20 protein-coding genes and 1 tRNA gene are annotated in these 22,780 nt (G+C 62.9%); 10 read left to right on the top strand and 11 right to left on the bottom strand.

What is annotated here, in order from left to right; genetic code table 11:
* Positions 1-7: 7 nt before the first annotated feature.
* Positions 8-1,078 carry an LLM class flavin-dependent oxidoreductase gene (locus EIH27_RS06965; RefSeq protein WP_124040277.1) on the top strand — a complete coding sequence of 357 codons (1,071 nt, stop codon included), beginning with the start codon at positions 8-10 and terminating at the stop codon, positions 1,076-1,078.
* A gap of 70 nt (positions 1,079-1,148) precedes the next feature.
* On the opposite strand, the gene EIH27_RS06960 is transcribed toward EIH27_RS06965, so the two are convergent.
* Positions 1,149-1,763 carry a methylated-DNA--[protein]-cysteine S-methyltransferase gene (locus EIH27_RS06960; protein ID WP_164461638.1) on the bottom strand — a complete coding sequence of 205 codons (615 nt, stop codon included), beginning with the start codon at positions 1,761-1,763 and terminating at the stop codon, positions 1,149-1,151.
* Positions 1,726-2,676 carry a hypothetical protein gene (locus tag EIH27_RS06955; protein ID WP_124040275.1) on the bottom strand — a complete coding sequence of 317 codons (951 nt, stop codon included), beginning with the start codon at positions 2,674-2,676 and terminating at the stop codon, positions 1,726-1,728. Before EIH27_RS06955 ends, EIH27_RS06960 begins: the two co-directional genes overlap by 38 nt.
* Before the next feature lie 279 nt (positions 2,677-2,955).
* Here EIH27_RS06955 and EIH27_RS06950 point away from each other — a divergent pair, with 279 nt between their 5' ends.
* On the top strand, positions 2,956-3,477 hold the full coding sequence (locus tag EIH27_RS06950) for a peptidylprolyl isomerase (protein WP_124040274.1): 522 nt from the start codon (positions 2,956-2,958) through the stop codon (positions 3,475-3,477).
* A 5-nt stretch (positions 3,478-3,482) separates the two neighbouring features.
* Positions 3,483-4,184 carry a rhomboid family intramembrane serine protease gene (locus EIH27_RS06945; RefSeq protein WP_124040273.1) on the top strand — a complete coding sequence of 234 codons (702 nt, stop codon included), beginning with the start codon at positions 3,483-3,485 and terminating at the stop codon, positions 4,182-4,184.
* Positions 4,185-4,302: 118 nt separating this feature from the next.
* Here the strand turns inward: EIH27_RS06945 and EIH27_RS06940 are convergent, their stop codons facing one another.
* Complete coding sequence (locus tag EIH27_RS06940) at positions 4,303-5,427, bottom strand: 6-phosphofructokinase (protein ID WP_124040272.1); 1,125 nt, start codon at positions 5,425-5,427, stop codon at positions 4,303-4,305.
* Entirely contained in the window at positions 5,428-5,829 is a 402-nt protein-coding gene (locus tag EIH27_RS06935; RefSeq protein ID WP_124040271.1) for a cell division protein CrgA, read from the bottom strand.
* A 234-nt stretch (positions 5,830-6,063) separates the two neighbouring features.
* Here EIH27_RS06935 and EIH27_RS06930 point away from each other — a divergent pair, with 234 nt between their 5' ends.
* Entirely contained in the window at positions 6,064-6,912 is an 849-nt protein-coding gene (locus EIH27_RS06930) for a class E sortase (protein WP_124040270.1), read from the top strand.
* Between the two features lie 398 nt (positions 6,913-7,310).
* Positions 7,311-7,487 carry a hypothetical protein gene (locus tag EIH27_RS07855; RefSeq protein WP_164461637.1) on the top strand — a complete coding sequence of 59 codons (177 nt, stop codon included), beginning with the start codon at positions 7,311-7,313 and terminating at the stop codon, positions 7,485-7,487.
* A 158-nt stretch (positions 7,488-7,645) separates the two neighbouring features.
* On the opposite strand, the gene pknB is transcribed toward EIH27_RS07855, so the two are convergent.
* From pknB to EIH27_RS06900, 6 genes are read right to left on the bottom strand one after another with little or no spacing between them, the layout of a single operon-like run.
* Positions 7,646-9,520, bottom strand: coding sequence for a Stk1 family PASTA domain-containing Ser/Thr kinase (gene pknB / locus EIH27_RS06925; protein ID WP_124040269.1), 1,875 nt, complete (start codon positions 9,518-9,520; stop codon positions 7,646-7,648).
* Between the two features lie 28 nt (positions 9,521-9,548).
* A complete protein-coding gene (locus EIH27_RS06920; RefSeq protein ID WP_124040268.1) occupies positions 9,549-11,009 on the bottom strand; it encodes a peptidoglycan D,D-transpeptidase FtsI family protein in 1,461 nt (486 codons plus the stop codon).
* Positions 11,006-12,520, bottom strand: coding sequence for an FtsW/RodA/SpoVE family cell cycle protein (locus EIH27_RS06915; protein ID WP_241153018.1), 1,515 nt, complete (start codon positions 12,518-12,520; stop codon positions 11,006-11,008). The genes EIH27_RS06920 and EIH27_RS06915 overlap by 4 nt, the downstream gene beginning before the upstream one ends.
* Positions 12,517-13,899 carry a PP2C family protein-serine/threonine phosphatase gene (locus EIH27_RS06910; protein WP_124040267.1) on the bottom strand — a complete coding sequence of 461 codons (1,383 nt, stop codon included), beginning with the start codon at positions 13,897-13,899 and terminating at the stop codon, positions 12,517-12,519. Before EIH27_RS06910 ends, EIH27_RS06915 begins: the two co-directional genes overlap by 4 nt.
* Positions 13,896-14,540 carry an FHA domain-containing protein FhaB/FipA gene (locus tag EIH27_RS06905; protein WP_241153017.1) on the bottom strand — a complete coding sequence of 215 codons (645 nt, stop codon included), beginning with the start codon at positions 14,538-14,540 and terminating at the stop codon, positions 13,896-13,898. Before EIH27_RS06905 ends, EIH27_RS06910 begins: the two co-directional genes overlap by 4 nt.
* On the bottom strand, positions 14,537-15,232 hold the full coding sequence (locus EIH27_RS06900; RefSeq protein WP_124040266.1) for an FhaA domain-containing protein: 696 nt from the start codon (positions 15,230-15,232) through the stop codon (positions 14,537-14,539). The genes EIH27_RS06905 and EIH27_RS06900 overlap by 4 nt, the downstream gene beginning before the upstream one ends.
* A 248-nt stretch (positions 15,233-15,480) precedes the next feature.
* On the opposite strand from EIH27_RS06900, the gene EIH27_RS06895 reads away from it, so the two are divergent.
* The 4 genes from EIH27_RS06895 (at position 15,481) to EIH27_RS06880 (ending at position 19,495) form a co-directional block, all read left to right on the top strand.
* Positions 15,481-15,570, top strand: a tRNA-Leu gene (locus EIH27_RS06895).
* A gap of 139 nt (positions 15,571-15,709) precedes the next feature.
* A complete protein-coding gene (locus tag EIH27_RS06890; protein WP_124040265.1) occupies positions 15,710-17,083 on the top strand; it encodes an ABC transporter transmembrane domain-containing protein in 1,374 nt (457 codons plus the stop codon).
* Positions 17,073-17,660, top strand: a complete 588-nt coding sequence (locus tag EIH27_RS06885) for an ATP-binding cassette domain-containing protein (RefSeq protein WP_206424912.1) — start codon at positions 17,073-17,075, stop codon at positions 17,658-17,660. Before EIH27_RS06890 ends, EIH27_RS06885 begins: the two co-directional genes overlap by 11 nt.
* Positions 17,657-19,495, top strand: a complete 1,839-nt coding sequence (locus EIH27_RS06880) for an ABC transporter ATP-binding protein (protein WP_124040263.1) — start codon at positions 17,657-17,659, stop codon at positions 19,493-19,495. The genes EIH27_RS06885 and EIH27_RS06880 overlap by 4 nt, the downstream gene beginning before the upstream one ends.
* 178 nt (positions 19,496-19,673) lie before the next feature.
* Here EIH27_RS06880 and EIH27_RS06875 read toward each other — a convergent pair whose 3' ends face one another.
* On the bottom strand, positions 19,674-21,419 hold the full coding sequence (locus EIH27_RS06875; protein ID WP_164461636.1) for an HNH endonuclease signature motif containing protein: 1,746 nt from the start codon (positions 21,417-21,419) through the stop codon (positions 19,674-19,676).
* Positions 21,420-21,673: 254 nt separating this feature from the next.
* Between EIH27_RS06875 and EIH27_RS06870 the strand changes: the two genes are divergently transcribed.
* The gene (locus EIH27_RS06870; RefSeq protein ID WP_124040261.1) at positions 21,674-22,621 is read left to right on the top strand and encodes a ribonuclease H family protein; all 948 of its coding nucleotides are present in this window, start codon (positions 21,674-21,676) and stop codon (positions 22,619-22,621) included.
* Positions 22,622-22,780: the final 159 nt, after the last annotated feature.

The following is a 22,780-nucleotide window of genomic DNA, read 5'->3' as shown; positions in this document are numbered from 1 at the left end:
AAAGCGTATGAGCCAGCCGATTAGCATTGGTATCGATACATTCGGCGACGTCACGGAGGACGGACGGGGCGGTACCACTCCGTACGCGCAGACGGTGCGCGACGTCGTGGACGAAGGCGTGCTCACCGATCAGGTGGGTTTGGACACGTTCAACCTGGGCGAACACCATCGCGACGATTTCGCCGTCTCCGCACCGGAGGTGGTGCTGGGTGCCATTGCGGCGCGTACCTCGCACGTACACCTGAGCTCGGCGGTAACAGTGCTGAGCTCGGATGATCCCGTACGTGTATTCGAGCGTTTCTCCGAAGTAGATGCGATCTCCGGTGGGCGTGCCGAAATTATTGTGGGACGCGGTTCGTTTATCGAATCCTTCCCGCTGTTTGGATATTCGCTGCAGGACTACGAGCAGCTATTCAATGAAAAGCTCGCCATGCTCGTGGAGCTACTCAAAGCGGGAAAAAAGCCGGTTACCTGGCCGGGGACCAAATTCACTCAGCGCATCAAGGAAACCCGCATATATCCGCCCATTGAGCATGGCACGCTGAAAACCTGGGTGGCCGTGGGTGGCAGTCCCGAATCGGTGATTCGCGCGGCCAAGTATCGCCTCCCGCTCATGCTGGCCATTATCGGTGGGCCGCCGGTTCGGTTCCGTCCGTTCGTGGACCTCTACCGCAAGGCGTGGAAACAGCTCGGCAATCCGGGTGAGCCGGAGATCGGCTTCCATTCGCCCGGCTATATCGCTGAGAACGACGCCGAAGCGGCCACGGAGTATTTCGCGCACTACGTGGAATCCAACGCACGTCTGGGCAAGGAGCGCGGCTGGCGCCCGCCTACCCGTGAGGCGTACGAGCAGGAGGTTGCCCACGGCGCCATGATGGTGGGTTCACCCGAGACGGTGGCGCGGCGAATTGCCGGGAATATGAAGGCACTGGGCGCCACCCGGTTTGACCTTAAACAGTCCATGGGACGGCTCTCGCACGCTAAGCAGATGGCGTCGATCGAGCTGTTCGGGACGAAGGTGGCGCCCCTGATCAGGGACTATGTGGCGGATCCGGACTTCCCGGCGGCAACCGCATAGCGGCGTGGACGGCGCGGAGACGGACCGGCCCAGCCACACTGCGTGGCGGCTCCTCACATTATGTGGAGAGCTAGGACAGCTGGTCGGGCGCAACGCCCTCAAGCGTGAGGAGCAATGCTTTCACCCACTCACCGCCGCCGTAACTTCCCATGCCACCGGAGGCCGGCACCACGCGGTGACACGGCACGATGATGGGGATCGGGTTGTGGGCGCAGGCGGTACCCACGGCCCGCGCCGCCCGCGGCCGGCCGGCCATGGCCGCCACTTCTCCGTAGCTGGCCACGTGGCCGTAGGGAATCTGGCACATCGCCCGCCGCGCCTCCAAATAGAAACCGGAGGATAGTACCGGGTCGAGTGGCACCGAGAAACGCTTAAGCTGGCCCGCGAAATAGGTGCCAAGCTCCGTCTCGGCTTGAGCGAGGACATCGCGAATGCGCAGGCCATCGTGACCCGCGTAGGCATCCTCAGGCTGTACGGGTCCCACTAGCTCGGCATCGCAGCGGTGCAGTGTTCCCGCGGTTGTATCCGTTTCCGGCTGCGTGAGATACACAATCTCAGCGAGGCCGCGCGGCGTGGCGATAAGCCGAAGCGGCCCCACGGGACTGGTGATATCGCGGAAACCGAACGGGCCCGTGGGGGCCGCCTGGCTAGTGCGCGGCGTTTGCTTCACCCGCACCTGCCGCATGGGCGCCCTGCTGCCGCTCGCTGTCACTTTCCGCTTCCTCGGCTCCTTCCTCAGCGGGGATATCGACATCCTCCCAGAAGGAATCCGCCCACGGATCCTCGGTGGGCTGGGCGCGCTTCCAGAGGAAATAAGCCGCTGCGGCCACGCCACCAAGTGCCAGGCTGACACCGATTACTTTGCCGAAACGATGCTTCGGCTTGGGCGCTGCTGCCTTCTTCGCGGCTTTGGCCGCCTCCTTGGTGGCGGCCTTGGCGGACTTCGCTGCCTGTGCGGCGGCCTTCTTCGCGGAGCTTGCTACGGTGAGGCCCTCGAGCGCCACTTCTTGACCCTTAGCTACCACTTCCTGTCCTTTCTTGACGGCTTCTTCACCATGTTCCGTGGCCACCTGGCGCGCGGACTTGAGGGCGCGCTTGGCGCGAGGCAGATACTCTGCTTCCGCGCGCTCTGCTACATCCTTGACCGTATCCTTTGCGTCCTCTACGTACGGCTTGAGGAAATCTGTAGCACCGCTCACGGCATCCTTCGCGTTCTTCAGATACGGCTTGGCGCGAGTTGCCGCATCATCTAGATATGGCTTGGCCAGCGCTGCGGCATCCTCCACGTAGGGCCGTACGGCATCCTTCGCATTTTCCACGTACGGCTTCACGGTATCCGCCACCCTCGCGGCAGCAGGCGCAACGGCGTCGCGGCCCTGAGCCGCCAGCACGGCGAGCTGATCCTTGGTATCCGTGGCCGCACTACGAAGGGCGGACACCGCCTGATTCTCGCGCCGTTCCAGCTTCCGGGCACGCAGTCCATGATCCTTACCCAGTTTTGCCTGCGCAGCCTCAACCTCAACCACGCGCTTGAGAGCCTTGACCAGGCGGTTCACCTGCTTTTCTGCCGCCCTGCGCGAAACTTTTGTGCGAGACATCCGAACCTCCTTTGGTACAACGGCGCCATGCGGCCCCGCCACTCACTTATCGCCCATTCTTCCACGAATTGTGACGCAGAATGTCCGCGCGGCGCGAAGAAAATCGCGCGGATTTTGAGAACACGCGCGGTTATCCACGGCGTGCCAGAAGATTCGGTGGGGCGGCAGGTCTAGGACGGGAGCGGACGACGTCGGCGGAGGAATGATGACTTGCACGGCGAATGAGACGGGAGCGGCGTTCACGGGCGGAATGTCGTGGGACTGTGGAAAGATGGCACCATGCAAGCAACGATTCATACCAGTATGGGCGATATTGCCCTGGAGCTATTCCCCGACTCCGCGCCGGAAACGGTGAAGAATTTCGCGGCCCTAGCATCCGGCACACGTGAGTGGACGAACCCGCTGACCGGTGAGAAGTCCACGGATCCGCTGTACAACGGCACTATTTTCCACCGTGTTATCGGAGATTTTATGATCCAGGGTGGGTGCCCGATCGGTAACGGTACGGGTGGTCCCGGATACGCGTTCGACGACGAAATTGATCCCGCGCGCAGCTTTGACCATCCCTACATTTTGGCGATGGCAAATGCCGGGCGCCGCTTCGGCCACGGCACGAACGGGTCGCAGTTCTTCATCACGGTGGTACCCACTCCCTGGCTGGATGGTAAGCACACCATTTTCGGTGAGGTTCAGGACGATGCTTCCAAGCAGGTAGTGGACAAGATTGCGGCCGTACGCACGGATCGCAGTGATCGGCCGCTGGAGCCGGTCATCATTGAATCCATTGCCGTAGAGGAATAGGGCGCATGAACATCAGCAACAGGATCGCGTGGCGGAAATCGGCTCTGGGGCGCAGTGCATGGCGGCCCTGGGTCACCATTGTGCTAATTGCGATCAATGTGCTGGTGTACGTGGCGCAGTTACTGTCATCCGGCGTACAGAGCACCATGATTTTTGCGCCGGTGATTGGCAGCCTCCAGCCCTATCGTTTTCTCAGCTCGGCGTTCCTCCACGGCGGGTTCTGGCACATCGCGTTTAACATGTACGCGCTGTGGTTAGTGGGTGAAAATCTGGAGCGGATGATTGGGCGCTGGCGATTCGCGGTCATTTATCTGTTCTCCGCCGCGGGCGGTAACGTGTTTGTGCTATTGGTGGCCAGCCCACTGGCGCAGAGCTGGGTGACCGGCGTGGTGGGTGCGTCTGGAGCCGTATTTGGGCTATTCGGTGCGCTCTTTATCCTGGTGCGGAAATTTGGTGGGAAGTACACCTCGCTACTCGTGGTGATTGTGCTCAACCTGCTGCTGGGCTTCCTCCCGGGATCTAATATTTCCTGGCAGTCCCATGTGGGCGGACTGCTGGTGGGATGCATTGCCATGGCGGTTACGGCACGGCGATTCCGGCATCCCAGGGTCAAGGCTTTTGCCGACGGCGCGGCCTACCTGGTGATTGCGGTGCTATTGGTGACGGCGGGCATCTGGGAGTACCAGACAATCGGGGAGGTCGGCTGAGCAGATCGGCCGGGAATTACACCGATGTAATTCTCCACAGTTGGGGAAAACCCCTGTGGATAACTTCGGAGGGGCGGTGCCGCACGGGCCCACGACCGTGAGTCCCGGTGCGACGTCGTTAGTCCCCGAGCCCCGTACCCACGTTGCGAGCAGCCTTCACCCAGGGGTGATTGAGCGGCACCAGCTTGTCATAGCCCGCTACCTTCGCTAGCGGTACAGGTACCGCGTGGCCATTCTGTGAGGCCACCGTGATGCCATACTTCTTTTCCGCCAGCAAATCCGCGCCGGCACCACCCAGCAGCGTACCCAATAGCCGGTCCCCCGCATCCGGAATGCCGCCCCGCTGCACGTAACCCAGCACGGTCACGCGTGCCTCCAGGCCCGTTGCGGCCTCCAATGCGTCGGCCACCCGGAAACTGGAATCGCGCTCATTCGTTTCGATACGACGCCGGTTTTCCTTCGCCGCCGCCTTGGAATCCGGGGAATTGGCGAGCTTGATGAGCTCATCGGCATTGCGTAGCCGCTTGGCTACGGCAACGTCATGCGCGCCCTCCGCAATAGCCACCACGGAGAACGGGCGGCCGGAGGCTGCTCGACGTCGAATAGAGGCGGCCACGGAATCAATCGAGTAGGGGATCTCAGGAATAAGAATGATGTCCGCCCCACCGGCAATACCGGCGCCGAGCGTTAGCCAACCGGCACGGTGCCCCATGAGTTCCACCACGATGATGCGGTGGTGCGAATGCGCCGTGGAATGAAGCCGATCAATAGCTTCCGTGGCAATGCCCATGGCGGTGGAGAAACCAAAACTAGTGTCCGTTTGCGCCACGTCATTATCAATGGTTTTCGGCAGATGAATGACAGGTATACCCGCGTCCGCAAGCCGCTTGGCGTTCTTTGCCGTACCGCCGCCGCCGATCATCACCAGCGCCTCAATTTTGTCCTTTTCGAGGTTCTTGGCGATTTGCTCACGCATGTCCACGAGCTTCCCGTCCACCGGGAACTTGTGCACCTTATCCCGAGATGTGCCCAGGATGGTGCCGCCCTGCGTGAGAATGCCGGCGAGTGTGTCATTCGTGAGGTCCACGGTATTGTTATTAACCAACCCCGTGATGCCGTGGAGAAAGCCCACCAGCTCCATACCGTGCATATTGATAGCGGTTTTGCCGAATCCGCGGATTGCGGCGTTGAGCCCCGGCGAATCCCCGCCGGCCGTAAGGATGCCGATGCGCCTCTTGGACATTTATTTCCATCCCATAGTCATGAGGAAACCAATAATCATGATTCCGAAGCCAATGCCCAGATTCCAATTACCAATTGCGGGGATCGGGTAGCCGCCACCAAAGAGGTAGTACACCACCACGATGAGCAGGCCAAGAATCATGAGTGTCACCATGGTGGGGGCCCACCACCGGGGCGAGCGCTGCTGACCCGCCGGCTTCTTCGGCTTACCCGCGTGAACCTTGAGCTCCTTCTGGGCGGCCTGATCTGCCTTCGTACCCGGCCGACGCGTGGCGCTGGCGGACGCCTTGGGCTTGCGCTTCCGTGCGGACTTTTTGCGACGCTCCGTGAGTTCCGGATGATCCTCAGCAAGGATCTCGTCCGGTTCCTGGTTTTCCGGGGCATTCGTGCTGGTATCTGCCATGCCTCACCTTCCTTTGTACTTTGCTAAGCCTATCGGCTTGCGTGCGTGGTTGCGTGCACCCCGGCGTGGGATCACAGGGTTCGGTGGCACGACGACGGTATGCTCGCGTGGCACGCGGGTCCGGTCCACTGATCGCGAGATGTGCCGGTTTCCCACAGCCCTGGTGGGTATGGCGCATGAACGATGCCATCCGGATACGCTTGGGACGGACTCGCAAGGGCCGGAAGGATATGCATGCACAGAAATTTGGAGCCCGCTCATGGTCGGCACCTGGCCATGAACGATATGGGAACGGGGACCGGCACGGGGCGTAATGCCGCCGCTATGCCGCGTGGTCGGGCTGGTGGTGCCGGCGTCGTCCCAGAATCAAAACGAAAGCCCTCCCTCTTCATCCGGACGTTGGGCGTAATCGGCGAACTGCTCATTACAGCCGGCGTGCTGGTACTGCTCTACATTGTGTGGTCTCTATGGTGGACGGATGTTCTGGCAAACTCGGACCAGGGCCAGCAGGTGGAGCAGGCCCAGGGAGAATGGGGCCAGTCTCAGAAAATCGGTACGCCGCGGACAGATGCGCCACCGGCACCGGACCATGTGGACAGTGTCGGCGCGCTTGAGGGCCTGGTGTACATTCCGTCATTTGGCCGCAATGCTGTGCACACCATCAAGTACGGGACGGGCCTGGAGGAAATTCTTGATACCGGTTCATTTGGTCATTATGAGGGCACACAGTTTGCCGGTGAAGTAGGGAATTATGCGATCACCGCGCATCGGCAAACGTATGGGGCCGCGCTGCGGGACATCGATAAAATGCAGTCCGGAGATGCCATCGTGGTGCAGACGCCCAAGGCGTTCCTGGTGTACCACGTGGTGTCGCACGAGATTGTGGAGCCTACCGCGGTGCGTGTGCTCGATCCGAACCCGCTCAATCCCGGTGCCACGGCAACGGATCGCATGCTCACCATGACCACGTGTCACCCGCCTTTCGTGTCTAACCTCCGCTGGATTACGTACGCGAAACTGGACCACTGGGTGGATCCGGCAACGGGTATTCCAGAGGAGATTGCCGGGATGAGTGCAAACTAGGGCTCGGGGCGGTGATTGACGGTTGGCGGCTTGGTTGGTGGCCTGGGGTTGCTGATCTGGGCTGCTGACCCGTGCGGTGGTCTGGGGTCACTAACGCGGACTGGCGGCCGAGGTTGGTTGGCCTGGGCCGGCCACCTAGGCTAGACCACCTGGGCCGGTGGCCTGGGCCGACGAGTGGAGAGGACCAACTGGCAGTTGGCCCGAGCCCGGATGACTGGAGGATACCGGGACCCGGATAATCGGGTACGAGTAGCCGGATACGGATGGCTGTACCGCGAGTGGCGAGATAGGGATTGCTAGAACGCGAGTAGCCGGATACAGATTGCCGGAATGTTATGAATACCCATACCGGGTACGCCGCGCACCGTACCCGACAGAAGAGCAAATGAGGAGGAAGAATGTATGCAGCGATTTGGCGGCACCTGCCCGGTCCCACGTGGCTCAAAGTGATTGAGGCCATCGTGCTCATTACCGTGGTAGTGGCCGTGTGCTTCCAGTGGGTGTTCCCGTGGATAGCCTCCTATTTCAAGGTGGACACCACCGTGCGCTCCGCGGCGCTCGTCATGCTTCGGTAAACGCGGGAGAACGGGCTTATCCGTGGGCCGGGTATAGCCGGCCGGTCTCGTTGAACCGGTTGTACCGGCCATTCGCGCTGGGCCGTTATAACCTGCCCGTTCATGCAAAGTCAGTACAGCCGGCCATTCGCGCTAAACCGGTGCCGGCCGGCACCGGTTTAGCGCGTTGCGGACGCGGTGGCCGTCGGCGTCGACGTAGCTGCAGTGCTACCGGAGGGCTCCGGCGTGCTGCTGGCCTGATACCGGTAGATATCGAACGTAACGACCGTCTTACGAACCACGGAGGAATTCGCGGACGCGGACTGGGAACCGGGCACCACCGTGCCGTCCTGTGCCTTATTGGTCGTGGTTTTATCGGAGATGGCTCCCATCAGCAGTCCGGCATCGGACAGTGCCTGGGATGCCTCGGACTCCGTCATACCGCCAAGGTCCGGAACCACCACCAGGCCGGAGGCAATCTGCACATTCACCGAGGACCCCGGATCCACCGTGCTGTCCGCCTCGGGGGTCTGGGTAACAATGCGGTCCTTATCCTGGGATGGATCATCCACATTCGTGACCGACCCGATGATCAGGCCCACGTTCTGAAGTGCCTGGGAGGCCTGCGCCGTGGTCATGCCGGTGAGATCCGGAACCTGCACGGACTCCGGCCCCGAGGAGAAACTCACCCGCACCGTGGAGCCCGGCTGCACCTCGGTACCAAAGGCGGGGTTAGAGGACACCGCAAGCCCCTTCTCCACCGTATTGGAGGAGATATCCGTCCCCCGCGCAAAGATAAGTCCCGCGTTCTCCACCGCCGTGCGCGCCTGAGATTCGCTCATATTGGTCAGCGTGGGCACGGTGGCGGTGGCCGGCTCGCTGGAGGTGACCGACGGGCTCGGGGTGGGACCCTCGAAGCCACCGGAGGTAGCCATCCACACGATTCCGGCAATAGCCGCAACGATCAGGATAATCGCGAGTGTCAGCAACCAGCGCCGCTTCCTACTGCGCTTCGTGCGCCCGCCGGTACTGGCATCCTCGGTGCCCGGTTGAGTGCCCGTAGCACTCATCGTTCCGGTTCCGGTGCCATTCCCGGCCGGGACGGCAGTGCCCGTCCCGGTTCCCGGCATGGTCTGTACCTGCGTGGCCGCGAAGGCGGCAGCCGGCGTCCAGGTGGTGACCGCCGGCGCTTCCACTCCCTCACCGCGGGCCGCGGCCAGCAGATCCGTGCGGAATTCGGCCGCGTTCTGATAGCGATCCTCGCGGTGCTTGGCCAGCGATTTCATGACCACACGGTCAATCGAATCGGGAATGTCCGAGGCAATCGCGGAGGCCGGTGTGGGTGCCGTGGAGACATGCTGATACGCCACGGCCACGGCGGAATCACCAATGAAGGGCGGCCGGCCGGTAAGAAGTTCGTAGAGGACGGCGCCGGTGGAGTAGAGGTCCGAGCGCGCGTCCACCACTTCACCGCGCGCCTGCTCCGGGGAAAGATACTGAGCCGTGCCCACCACGGAATTTGTCTGCGTGACCGTGGCGGCGGAATCGGCCACCGCGCGAGCGATGCCGAAGTCCATCACCTTCACCTTGCCGTCCATGGTGAGCATGATGTTGCCCGGCTTAATGTCGCGGTGAATGATGCCTTCGCGATGCGAATACTCCAGTGCGTTGAGCACGCCCACCACAATCTGGACGGCTTCCGCAATGGGCACCGGATCCCCGTTTTCTAGCAGGGATGCCACCGTACGGCCCTTCACGTACTCCATAACAATGTACGGGAGCGGCACCTCCTCACCGGTGGAGGAGTACACGGTTTCCTCGGCCGTGTCATACACGGACACGATCGAGGGGTGATTGAGAGCGGCCGCGCTCTGTGCCTCACGCCGGAACCGCGCCAGGAACGTGGCATCCTGTGCCATGTCCGAGCGCAGAATCTTGATAGCCACCGTACGGGAGAGGCGCGTGTCATAGCCCAGGTGGACCTCGGCCATGCCGCCTCGGCCGATCAGATCGCCTACCTCGTAGCGGTTGCCGAGTACGCGGGGGATATCCACGGCCAACTCCTCTCGTTACCTGCTGAGCCTAGCCCAGCTTGCTTTCCAGTACCTGCTTTGCGATGGGCGCAGCAACACTACCGCCGTCGCCGCCCCACCCGTAGTTTCCGGTGTTTTCCACCATGACGGCCACCACATACTTCGGACTTTCGGCCGGTGCGTAACCCACGAACCATACATCCGGAGGCGTGGTGGAATTAATCTCCGCGGTGCCCGTTTTCCCGGCCACCGTGACGCCTGGAATCTGTGCGCGGTAGCCGGTACCCTCGGCCACCTCCGCCACCATCATCTTGTTCATTTCAGCGGCCGTACGCTCGCTGATTGGCGTACTCATGAGGGTGGGCGTGGTGGTGGACACGGTTTCCAGGTCCGAATTCAGCTCCTTCGCCACCAGGTACGGCTTCATGAGCTTGCCCTTATTCGCGATCGCCGCGCCCACCATGGCCATCTGCATGGGGGTGACGCGCACATCCCGCTGCCCGAAGGAATCCATGGCCAGCGCCGCCGTATCCTCCGGCTGCGGGAAGCGCGAGGCGGAGACGGCCAGCGGCGTGGTGAAGGACTGGTTGAAACCGAATTTCTCCGCCTGCTTGATCATGGCGTCCGCCCCCACATTCACGCCGCCAATGGCAAACGTGGTGTTGCAGGACTGCACGAAAGCCTGCTGCAGCGTCACCTTTCCGGAACCATTGCCGCACGCCGCGCGCCCCGGATTCCAGATCTGGTGAGTGGTGCCGGCCGGCGTATAGGACAGCGGTGCATCCACCAGCGAATCTGCCGTGAGTTGCGGGTTGTTCTCCAGCATGGCGGCCGCCGTCACCAGTTTGAACGAGGAGCCCGGCGCATGCTGATCACCGCCCGTCGCCCGGTCGACGAGCGGTTCGGTGGCATCCGTATTGAGAGCAGTGTAGGCGGCATCCGCGTCCTTGCGCGAATGGGTAGCAAGCTGGTTCGGATCAAATCCGGGCGTGGACACCTGCGCTTTAATCGCGTTGGTACTGGGGTCTAGGACCACGACGGCGCCTCGCTGATTACCTAGTGCCTTCGCCGCGGCCTCCTGGAGTACGGGGTCAATGGTGAGTTCCACGGAACCGCCCGCCGGCGCCTTCCCGGTGAACAGTTCAGAAAAACGCTGCCCGGCCAGCGAATCGGATTGCCCGGACAGTGTGCCATTCGCGGCCTTTTCAAGTCCGGTGAGTGCATTCTGGGTGACGGACATATAGCCCGTGAGATTGGAGTAGAGCGCCCCGTTCGAATACGAACGCTGATACTTGTAGAGATCGTCGATAGCAGTCGAGGATGCGATTGCTTTTCCGCCGACGATGATTTGCCCACGTTGCACGTTGTAGGAATCGTAGAGGGTGCGAACGTTTCGCGAATCCGCATTGAGGCTCTTGGCCTGGAAGAACTGAATGTAGGTGGCCGCCGTCATGAGCACGAGGAACATGACCACCACGAGGGCGATCACCTGCCGAATTGGTCTGTTCATAGCTTGACCACCTGGGTTTCTAGCCGATCCTGCGCGGAGCTGGAGGCGCCCAGACCGGCGGCCGCGGCGTCGTCGTGCGAAAGGGCGGCGAGCTCCGCATCCGTGGGAAGAGAAACGCGCGGTGACGGGGTGCCCATCGTGTCCGAAATGCGCAGTAGAACGGCCACCACAATCCAGTTGGTGAGCAGCGCTGAACCGCCGTGCGCCAGGAAGGGAAGTGCGAGGCCGGTCAGGGGGATCACGCGCGTTACCCCGCCCACCACGATGAAGCACTGTAGCCCAATAATGAACGCCAAACCGGCGGCCAGCAGCTTCGTGAAGTTATTGCGTGATTTCAGCGCGATGTTGAGGCCGCGCGTCACCATGAGGAGGTACATGCACATAACCGCCAGGAGCCCCACCAGCCCCAGTTCCTCGCCGATGGTGGCGATGACGAAGTCGGACTGGGCGGCGTACACGAGCTCCGGATGGCCCTTCCCCAAGCCGGTCCCCAGCAACCCGCCGTGGCCCATACCAAACAAACCCTGCACCAGCTGGTAGGAGCCGCCGCGGGCGTTGTAGAGCTCGCCGCTGAACGGGTCCAACCAGATTTTTACGCGCGCCCGGATGTGCGGCACGGTGGCGCCAATAAAAGCGATCCCCGCCGCGGTGAGTAGACCACCAATAATCAGCCAGGACACCCGGTGCGTGGCCACATACAGCATTACCACGAACAGGCCGAAGAACAGCAGTGCGGTGCCGAAATCCTTCTCCAGCACCAGCACGGCCATGCACACGCCCCAGGCCAAGAGGACGGGGAGAAAGTGGCGCGGTTTCGGTAGTCGCAGGCCCAGTACTTTTGGGCCGGCGAGAGCCAGGTTGTCACGTTCCGCGGTGAGATAGGCGGCGAAGAAGATGGCGAAGCAGATTTTGGCGACCTCGGCCGGCTGGAAGGAGAAGCCGGCCAGCCGGATCCAGAGGCGCGAACCGTTGATCTCGGCACCAAACGGGGAGAGTGGCAGCAGTAGCAGCACAATCCCAAGCGCCAGGAACGTCCACGGGTAGCGGGCGAGCCGGCGAGGATTGCGCAGCAGCACCACGGTCAGCACAAAAAACACGAGGGCCGCACCGGTGAGAATGAACTGGGAACGCACGTTTGCTGTGCCATTCGCCTGATCCACCCGGTAAATAATGGCCAGGCCGAGGCCGTTAAGGGCCACCGCGGCCGGGAGCAGAATCGGATCCGCCGCGGGCACGATAATGCGCAGCGTGATGTGCAGCGCCACCGCAATGATTCCGGCGGCTACGCTGAGCGGCATGAAATTCGAGGGAAGGCCGGGGTTGCCGAGGCCCTCCCACACCAGTGCGTAGGCGCCGAGCCCAATCGCCGCCGCCACAATGGTCAGTAGTAATTGCGCCCAGCCGCGGCCGCGGGTGGAGCGCCGGATCGATTTGCGGGAGCGGGTTTCGTTTCCGACGACGTCGGGGGCGGGTGCGTCCACACGCAGGCGCGGGGTTACGTTGGCGATCACTTGGTTCCTCCCCGCGGCGTTGTGGTGGGCGTGGGAGTGACTGACGGGCTAGCTGTGGTGGCCGGAGAGACCGTGGTAGCCGGAGAGGACGCATCCGGGCTTGCGGTGGGAGACGGTTCCACCTGCGTGGTGCGTAGGCTTTCCACGAAGTCCTGCGCGCTCTCCAATGATCCGCGCACCACCGGGGTTTGTAGGCGCTCGCGAGCAACCGGCGTGAGCGTATCCACGGCCAGGCCGGTGCGTTCGGCCACGTGAGAGAAGCTCCAGGCGCCAACAGTTTGCGGAATGCCCTGATAAATAGTCACCTCGCCCGCATCCTCGGTGATGTAATAGCGCGATTGGGACCACGAGTAGGCGGCGCCTCCCAGCACGCCGAGGGCTACAAGCATGGTGGCAATGGCGAAAATCCAGGCAAAACGGCGCCGGCGGGGGCTGAGAGACTCGGCGACAGGCTGGGTGGCGTGGGACTGGGTGGCGCGAGATCGGGCGGCGGGTGTCCGATCTGCTTCCGCGTCGGCGTCCGCCGATGTTTCCGCCGTGCCGTAGGCATCCGGCATTGATACGGCGGGCAGTACGGCCGTTGTGCTACCGGCGGGTGCGCCACGCAATTCCTCGGCGGCGCTGCCGACGGTGATGGATGGACGCGTCACCGGATCAGGCCGATCCACCACTTCACCGAGCACCACGGTCACGTTGTCGGGTGCGCCGGCAGCCAGCGCCAGGCCGATGAGGTGCTCGGCCAGCTCATTCAAATCCGGGATGGTGCGCAAGGCCTGCGCGATGGTCTGTGACCGCACCACGCCGGAAAGGCCGTCCGAACAAAGAATCCAGCGGTCACCCACGCGAGCATCAAGCCGGCTCTCGTCTAGTTTTGTGGCGCCTTCATTATCCCCGAGCGCGCGCATAATGACATTGCGCCGCGGATGCGTTTTCGCCTGCTCAGCGGTAATTTTTCCGTGATCAACCAGGTACTGGACCAGCGTGTGGTCCTTCGTCATCTGTTCAAGTTTGTTATCCCGCAGCCGATAGGCCCGGGAATCCCCGATATGCACCAGTGCCAGATCGCTACCGGAACGCAGTAGCGCGATCGTGGTGGTGCCCATTCCCGCCATGCGCGGCTGCGCCGCAACGCGCGCAAGCATGTCCTGCTGCGCATCTGCCACCGTGGCGCGCAGTCGAGGCAACATGTCCGCGGCGGGAATCTCGGCGTCGAGACTGCGCAGGTGAGCAACGGAGATCGCTGAGGCGACGTCGCCGGCGGCCGCGCCGCCCATTCCGTCCGCTAATACCAGCAGGTGGGTGGAGGCGAAGCCGGAATCCTCGTTGTTCGCCCGGACCAATCCCACATCCGAGGCGGCGGCAAACTCGAAACTAATCACGGCACCAGCTCGATTGCGGTATCCCCAACAACCAGTTGATCGCCGGGGCGAAGCGGCGTGGCTACCTCAATTGGGCGGCCATTCATAAACGTGCCATTGGTGGAATCGAGATCATCCACCCACCACTGGCCGTCGCTTCCTTGGAACACGCGGGCGTGCCGCGCGGATGCATACGAATCGGCCAGCACCAGTGTGCAATCGGCGGAGCGGCCTATCACCACGGGGTTGCCGCTCAGCGTGATCTGCTTACCGGCATCCTCGCCGGTGATGACGCGCAGCAGGGCCGGCCGCGGGGCGTTTTCGGCGTGTGCGCCGGAGCGGTGGCCGTTGCTGAGCGGTTTGCCGGGTGCGTCGCTTGCCTGGAACGCGGAGCGACGTCGAACTGAGACCGGCGCCGGGGCGGGCGTGGCGGGCACGCTCGGGGCCGGTGGGGACGCCACCGGTGTAGCGGGTGCGCCCTGGTCGAACGGCATCGGACTGCTGGCGACGTCGTCGTACCCGGCATCCCGCCTCCGGCGTACGCGACGCTCCTTTACGATGGGCCCGCGGGTGTCCCGGCGGACCGTAAGCACCACGCCGGCCACGAATACCCACAGGAGGAGCAGGAAGCCGAAGCGGAGAATGACGTAGAGAAGGTTCACGCGCGCTCCTCACCCGTCCAGAACAAAATTCGTGTGCGTCCGGCCGTGATGGTGTTGCCGTCCACCAGGGTGGCGGCCGAAACGCGGTGACCCTCCACGAACGTACCATTGGTGGAGCCCAGATCCGTGAGGATGACGCCGTTGGGTGTCACATCCAGACGCAGGTGATGACGGGAAATGCCGGAATCCTCCACCGTGATGTCGCAATCAGATCCGCGGCCTATCACCGTCGAGGCGCCGGTAAGAATGTAGTGATCCTTGTCCACCTGGATCATGGGATGGGCGGTGGTGGGCTCCGCGGTGGTGGCGGGCGCCACCGGACCCTTACGGGTGGTGGATGTGACGGTCACGTTACCTGCACGTAGCGCCTCATCCGAGGCGAAGTTAATTTCCACCGGCCCGACGAACACGTAACCCTGCTCCGTGGCGTAGGTGGTGAGGGTGGCGGCGAGCTCGGCCGTAAACGCGTCCCTCCCCCAGCTTTCCAGCAGGTCCGTATCCTCGGGACTGAGCTTCACCGTGTAGATATTTGTTGCGATTGTGCGATCCCGGTCCAGTTCGACGGCGTCGCGATCCACCGCCTTTTTAAGTGCGGAAGTGATTTCCACCGGCTTGAGGCGGGAATGGAAGGCGCGAAAGGCTCCGGCAACGGCGTTGTTAACGCCCTTTTCGAACCGGTCGAAAGCGCCCATCGTTATCCTTTCCGCGTGCTATGACCCGGACGGCTACACGTGCCGCTCGGCGGGCGCGCGTGAGGCGCGCCCCTACTCCCCGCGATACTACCCGGGAATGCGGGGAGGCGCGGAAGAGTGGGGCGGATCGTGCGGACTTGGGCCGGTATGGCTCTGGTATGGCCCCGGTATGGCTAGTGGATGTGTGCAGCATCGCATGTTTGGGCGGTGGACTTTGCGGCCCGCAGCGCGATAGCATCTCCGGGTTAGCTCGAGTGGCGGAATTGGTAGACGCGCACGGTTCAGGTCCGTGTGCCTTTAAAACGGGCATGGGGGTTCAAGTCCCCCCTCGAGCACCACGATATTTCCCCGGCATCCCCGTTCCGGTCCAATCCTTAAAATCTCAAAACCCGGGCCATTTTCACATGTTAATGTGACGGCGTGTAAGCGCTGCGGCCGTTTCACGCCCCGAGGCCGGCGCGTTTCTCTCGAGGAGTAATGATGCGTCATTCCCGCCGTAGGCGCCCCGTACCCGTAGCCCACACGCCGGCTCCGGAATCGCTGCCGTATTTCCTGCGGCCTCCGCACTCGGTTCCACCTACCTTCTCCACGAATCCGCACGCGCTTCTGCGTGAGGTGACGTGGCGGCAGTGGGGGCTGATGCTTGGCTTGACGGTGATGTCGGGACTGCGATGGTCCGCCGGCGTCACCCTCATGTGGGGGCTCGGCCTTGCCGTCGATGCGGGGTTGGAGCACGGGGTGACAGCGGCGCTGTGGGGGCCGCTTGGCATCATGGTGGGTTCCATTGCGGTGATCCTGCTGATGCAGGCCATGGATTTGCTGGAAACAGGGCTGTGGCGTAATGCGTCCTTCGGGCCTATGCGCCGCTCTGCGCGCACCATTTTTCCGCGCCGTACCAACCTTTCTATGCAATCCGGCGACGTGGTGTCCGCACTCACGTGGGATGCGGACCGACTGGGAGTATTCGCCCAATTTGTGCCGCATCTGCTGGGCGCCGTGATTGCCACCGCCGTGATGCTGGTACTCATGTTCCGGGCGTCCGTGGCGCTGGGTATTTTCGTGGCCGTGGCGCTGCCCATTGTGCTGGCGGCCATTACGCTGGTGGCCGGCCCGCTCACCCGTGCCACCGCCGAGGTGCGGGAGGAGCGCGGCAAATTAACCACCGTTGCCACGGACACGGCTGTGGGCCTGCGTGTGCTGCGCGGTATTGGCGGCGAGGATTATTACAACGGACGCTACCGGGCGCAGTCTGAGCGCCTCCAAGCCGCCGGGTTCCGCGCCGCCCGCCCAATTGCTCTGCTCGGCACGGTGGTGAGCGGTGGTCCGCTTCTGTTCGCGGCGATCGTCGCCTCCGCGGGCATTTGGTTCGCCTATCGCGGTGCCATTACGCCCGGTGAGCTCGTGGGATTCTGGGCGCTCACCGGCTACCTCGCCACGCCGATTCAGATCATTTCGCAAACTATCCGCACGTGGACGAACGCGCGAGTGTCCGCGGGCCGAATCGTGAAATCACTGGCTACCACTCCCCTTATTTCCGACGCCGGCACTGCACCCGTCCCCGACTGGTCCAGCGTCACGCTGGTGGACGAAACCTCCGGACTCGCCGTGGAACCGGGGCGTTTGACGGCAATCGTGTCCGCGGATCCGGCCGCATCCGGCGATATTGCGCGGCGGCTGGCGCGGATCGATGAGGCCCGGGTGCGTATTGATGATGCGCGCGCCGAAGCGCCGGCGCGGGATTCTCTACTCCGGTCCCGTAGCCGAGGTGTTTACCGGCTCTTTGCGGTCCAACATGCTGGGCGCCGAGGCGCCAGATATTCCGCCGCGGTCCATCTATCAGATGATCGATGACATCGTGAACTATGAGGGTGATACGCGTGCTGCTTTCGCCGAGCCCGCCGATGCACATGACCATACGGATGACCCGCGACTATTAGATGCGCTACATGCCGCGGATGCGCACGACGCCGTGGAATCGCTCGGTGGGCTTTCCGGGCAGCTCTCGGAGCGCGGCCGCAACCTGTCCGGCGGGCAGCGGCAGCGGGTGGTGCTTGCAAGGACGCTCGCTCATAATGCGCCGGTGGAAATCCTGGTGGAGCCCACCTCCGCGGTGGATTCCCACACCGAGGCTCGCATTGCCGACAACCTGGCGAGGTTCCGGACGGGGCGCACCACCGTTGTGGTTACCACGTCTCCCTTGGTGCTGGATCGGGCGGACACGGTGGTGTTCGTAGAAAATGGGCGCGCCGTGGCGGCCGGGCGACATGTTGATCTGCTGAACAATGGCGCCTATCGCGCTGTTGTGGCACGGGCCGTGGGGGATGCGGACCAATCCGGTGTGCGGACTATTGATGCGGAAACCACGGGGCCGCGTGACACCGCAGCACCGCACCGATCGGCGTCGCCCGCGGAGGGAGTAAACGAATGAGACTGCCCGTTGCGTCTACTCGCACCGTTATTCGACGGCTGCTCGGGATTTTTCAGGATCACGGGAGCGAATTCGTATGGCTGCTGGTGTTCCAGTTGGCCGCGGCGATCGCGGGTGTGATCGCGCCAATGATGATCGGGCGCGCTATCAACGCGGTGAGCGCCGGTACTACCGTGCGATTTATTGTGTCCACCATTATCACGGTGCTGGCGGTGGCCGGTGTGCAGGTGGCGCTCACATATGTGGCGTCCTACCGGGCACAGATTTTCGGGCAGAAGGTCTTTACGCAGTTGCGTAACGGAGTTATTCACTCGGTGACGCATCTCCCGCTGGAAACGGTGGAGGCGGCCGGTACCGGGGATCTGCTCGGACGCACCACGAACGACGTCGATCGCGTCCGGTACTTCGTGGAGGATGGGCTTTCACGGTTTATCGTGGCCGTGACGACGGTGGTGGTGACGCTGACAGCCGCGATTGTCACCTCACCTCAGGTGGGCGTGGTGATCCTGGTGGTGGCGGTGCCGCTCCCGCTGGTGCTGCGGTGGTATTTGCGGCGGGCGACGCCGTCGTACCTGGCAAATTCAGCGATCGGCGCCTCCGTGGATGGCGTGGTATCCGAGACGGTAGAGCAGGCCACGACGGTGGATGCCCTGTCGCTGGGGAGGACCCGGCTGTCTCGGCTGGACACACTGGTGGCAGAGACCGTGAATTCCGAGGTATATACGTCGTTCCTGCGGATCGGTTTCAACTGGGGCGTGCTGGCCACGGTGTATTCGCCGGTGGTGATTGCGCTGCTGTGGGGCGGATATCTGACCGGTACGGGCGCGGTGTCACTGGGCGCCACAACAACGGTGGTGATGTACTGTCTGCAGATTGCGGGGCCGCTGCAGGGAATTTCGTGGCTCATGGACGAGGCGCAGTTTGCGGGGGCGTCGCTGGCTCGTATCTTCGGGGTGGACAACGCGGACCGGGGACCGGAGCGGGATGAGATGCCCGCGGGTCAGAACTTGGAAATCCGGGACGTGTGCTTCACGTACGAGGTGGCGGAACGGAATGACCTGCGCGGTGGTGCTGGACCGGAGGCTATGGGTGAGCCCGCACCGGATTCTGCCGCGTCTGAGCAGGATTTCGCTGCGCCCGGCGCGGAGGTTGCGGGTCCCGAACTGGAAGCATCCGATGAGGTGCTGCACCACGTGACACTTGATATTCGCCCCGGCGAGACGCTGGCAATCGTGGGACCTTCTGGGGCGGGGAAATCCACTTTGGGCCGGCTCATTGCCGGTATTAATCCGCCCAGTGCCGGCTGGGTTCAGATTGGTGGGGCGGATGTATCGAAGATCCCGGAGAGCGTGCTGCATCGTGAGGTGGCGCTAGTAACGCAGGAGCATCACGTGTTCGTGGGAACCGTGGCGGATAACCTCCGGTTGGCTAACGAGGCTGCCACTGAGGTGGAGATGCGGGAAGCGCTGCGCACGGTGGAACTTGAGGTGGCGCTTGACGAGCAGCTGGGAAGCGGCGCCAGGATTCTGACCCCGGCGCAGGCGCAGCAGTTGGCGCTGGCGCGAATTGTGCTGTTGGATCCGCAGGTGCTGGTGCTCGATGAGGCCACGTCCCTCCTTGACCCGACGGCGGCACGGTCCACGGAGCGCGCAATGGCGCGAGTATTGCGCGGGCGCACGGTGATCGCGATTGCGCACCGGTTGTACACGGCGCACGACGCCGACCGCGTGGCGGTCATGGAAAACGGCCGCGTGGTGGAACTGGGTTCGCACGACGAATTGGTCACCCGTGGCGGGCAGTATGCGTCGCTCTGGGAAACCTGGCAGCGTTCGTGAACACGTTATCGGCCCGGGTTACGCCTTGCCGGCTCGGAGTTATTGCGCGTGATGCCGGCCCGGAGGTATTCGGGTGGCCGAACTACGGCCCGGAGGTATTCGGGTGGTCGAACTCCGTACTGATGAGGAATCCATGGGTCCGGGTTAACCGCGGCGTTCCGCCTCTGCCCGGCCTCCGTCATTCCCGCTGATTGAGCTTATATCCCACCTCCTTGCCGTTCGGGAGCGTGAACATGAATCCGCCCTGGTGATGCGCAATGGTGATCCGTTGCGCATGGACGTAGGCATGGTGGTGCCAGCAGAGCAGCATGGCGTTGTCGATATCTGTGCGGCCCCCTTTCTCCCATTGAATCGCATGGTGAACTTCGCAGTGTTCAACGGACTCCGTGCATCCCGGGTATCGGCAGGTGCGGTCCCGAGCTACAACCCCACGCACCTGCGCGGGAGTGAAGAGCCGGGCACGGCGGCCAACATCCAGCACTTCTCCTTTGGCAGACAGCACCACTCGGGCCAGCGTTGATTCGCAGAGCAGTTTTCGGAACTGCATGGGTGATAACGCAGTGCCATCGGAGAGAGTAGCGGGCGTGATGCCCGCCATGACATCGGCGGGCGGGCCGCCGCGGATCAGTCCGGTCATCTCGCCGAGCATGTCTCTTGCTTTTCCGTCTGCGCCCATTTTCCCAAGCGCACCTTGAAGCACGTCACGATCTCGCTTCACCTCGGCCATACAGGCGCCCTGCCGGCCAAGTCCCGTGCCTACCACCGAACAATTGGTGGCATGACGGCTAGCTCCAGCAACGTTCTCGGCGCCCGTGACTCTCTCGGCGCCCCTGGCTTTCCCGATGCCCTTGGCTCTCTCGGTCTCCTTAACCCCCTCGGCGCGCATAGGACCGGAGCAGTGGTGATCGCCTGCACCTGTCCCATTTCTTGCTTCGGCGCTCTGATCCGTAGCGTCCACTAGGCATCCCGAGCCTGCTAGGTGCTCTGCCTGCGCCAGCGCCGTCACCGGTACGGTCACAAGAATTTGTGTGCCAATGCGGGGACGCCCATTCGTGGTGGTGCCGGCACGATCCTCCGCCAACTTCATGAGTGCTTCCGCTCGACGTTCATTAATGCGGCGATGATCCTCGGCAGCTTTGCGCCCCATCGTGTGGTCCAAAGCGACATTGAGAATATGCCCGTGGAGTGCAGATAGTGTGCCGGAAATCTTCCATCCCGCCTGCTCTGAGAGAGGGAAAAGATTAATGTTTTCACGAGTGATCTCGCGCTGTATCTGCTGCTCCATGTGCCGCGGGAAGTATTTAATGAGCCACCACCGCACGCGTTTACTGAACTGGTCCACGGAGTCCGCCTGGTGTGCGAATGCCAGGAGCTCAGCCTCGGCACCGGCCTCAAGGCGGTCACAAACCTCGGGATGAGTGCATATTAGGCGCCGCATGACGTCCACATATGCTTGCGAGATTTCGCCAGCACGCCACGCGGCGGCAAAAAGTGGAAGTGTATCCGTCACCTGCACGGCGCGTCGCACGGCTGCCCTTGCTTCCCGCGTGGATTGACCGGCGCCGACTAATACTTCTTGCGGTGAACGCGCGGGCCCTTTTACCGCAGGGTCGGGACGCTTACCGGCGTCCGCCCGTGACTGTGCTTCCTGACGCCTTCGGGATAGTTCCGCCAGGGCTCCTGCCGCTAGCGCCTCAAGACGGTCCCGAGTAAGCGCGGTAGATCGTACCAGCTGCTGTAGGTCCGCCACCGACAATAAGGAGAAGTTGATGGTGAATGCTTCGCGCAGTGCTGCCTCCGCCTTACCGATGACAGTGCGCAATATGGCTCTCGCGGTGGGCGCGATAGCAGCATCACGCACGGCATGTACGGCCTGAAGTGGCGTGGCCGCTGCATCTCGGATCACTTCTGCCTGAACACTCATTACCCCTCCTTTCTTGTTCCCATTCCAGCAGCGGCCTCCGACACGAAATCCCTTCGAAGTTCGCTGTTTTTGTGCCAGCACCGCACAGGTCTCGGTAGCACCGAATAATCCGGCGAAATGCCGCGGTTTTAAGCGGGGTGCCACGCTGTTCCGCCGCCGCAACATCCCCTTTACGTTCGCTTCCGGCATAATCGACGTTGAACCCGGCCGGCCAGTGCCGAAGTGGTGTCGGACCTTCTCGATAGGCTGTCCGCATGACAGATTGGCTAACTACCGCAGACCTCGCCGCGCAACTTGGGACAAACACGTCCGCGTTGCTGCGCGCGCTAGAGGCGCAGGGTATTGCGCAGGGGTCGGGGCCTGCGCCGCTTGCTGTTACACATGATCTTGGGGCGGATACGAGGGAGGGTGGCACGCTCTGGCACCCGGATGTCGCGGCGCTTGTCGGTCCACTACTTAATTCCGCTCAGAGCGATCGGGGGGACAGCGTGGCTGAGGCGCAGCAGGAACTGCTTGAGCTTGAGGGGGTAGAAGGGCCAGAAAAGTATGTTGATCCGGGTGTCGCGCGCGCCTATGGGTTCGACGCCGCCGTGGAACCACGGGTGTTCACTTACGGTGAAAACAATTCGGTCGGTGCTGCGCGGGTCAATGCTGCGCGGGCCGGTGCGGTACCGAAAAGTGCGGTGCAGGAGGGGCGGGCGCAGTACGGTTCGACGCGAGCAGCGCAGAAAGGTGCGGCCACCGGCGTCGTCGGGAATCCCCCAAAGGGATATGACGCGGTGCTGGCAACGGACGGCTCCTGCTCCGGTAATCCCGGGCCCGGCGGTTGGGCGTGGGTAGAACAATTAACGGGACAACGGGACTCCGGCGGCGCACGCAGAACCACGAACAACATCATGGAGCTCACGGCGATGGTGAAGGGGCTGGAGCACGTGGGGCCCGCCTCGGATCTGCTGATCCGGGCGGATTCGCGGTACGTGATCAACGTGATGACCAAATGGGCGCGTGGCTGGCGGAAGAAAGGATGGAAGAAGGCGGATGGTAAGCCCGTGGCGAACCGCGAGCTGGTGGCGCGGCTCCTCGAGCTGTATGAGGCACGCACGGGCCGCACGGACGTGGTGTGGGTCAAGGGACATGCAGGAGATGAGGCGAATGAACTGGTGGACTCGATGGCCGTGAAGCAGACGGAGCAGCACCGATAGGGCAGGCCGTGCTGTACGACGTCGTTACGGTGCCGGCAGCAGGGTGCGTACGTGACGCGTGGGCGTGCGCACTTGAGCGGCGTAATAGCGGGGCACTATGCCGATTGGTCAGCGCCGCGGAGGCGCGAGTACGTGGTGAGGTGACCGCCAACTCGAACC

It is taken from the genome of Neoactinobaculum massilliense, from assembly GCF_900604955.1.
Classification (GTDB): Bacteria; Actinomycetota; Actinomycetes; order Actinomycetales; family Actinomycetaceae; genus Neoactinobaculum; species Neoactinobaculum massilliense.
The sequence above is the reverse complement of the archived record's forward strand: the minus strand, read 5'-3'. Positions and strand labels throughout refer to the sequence as shown.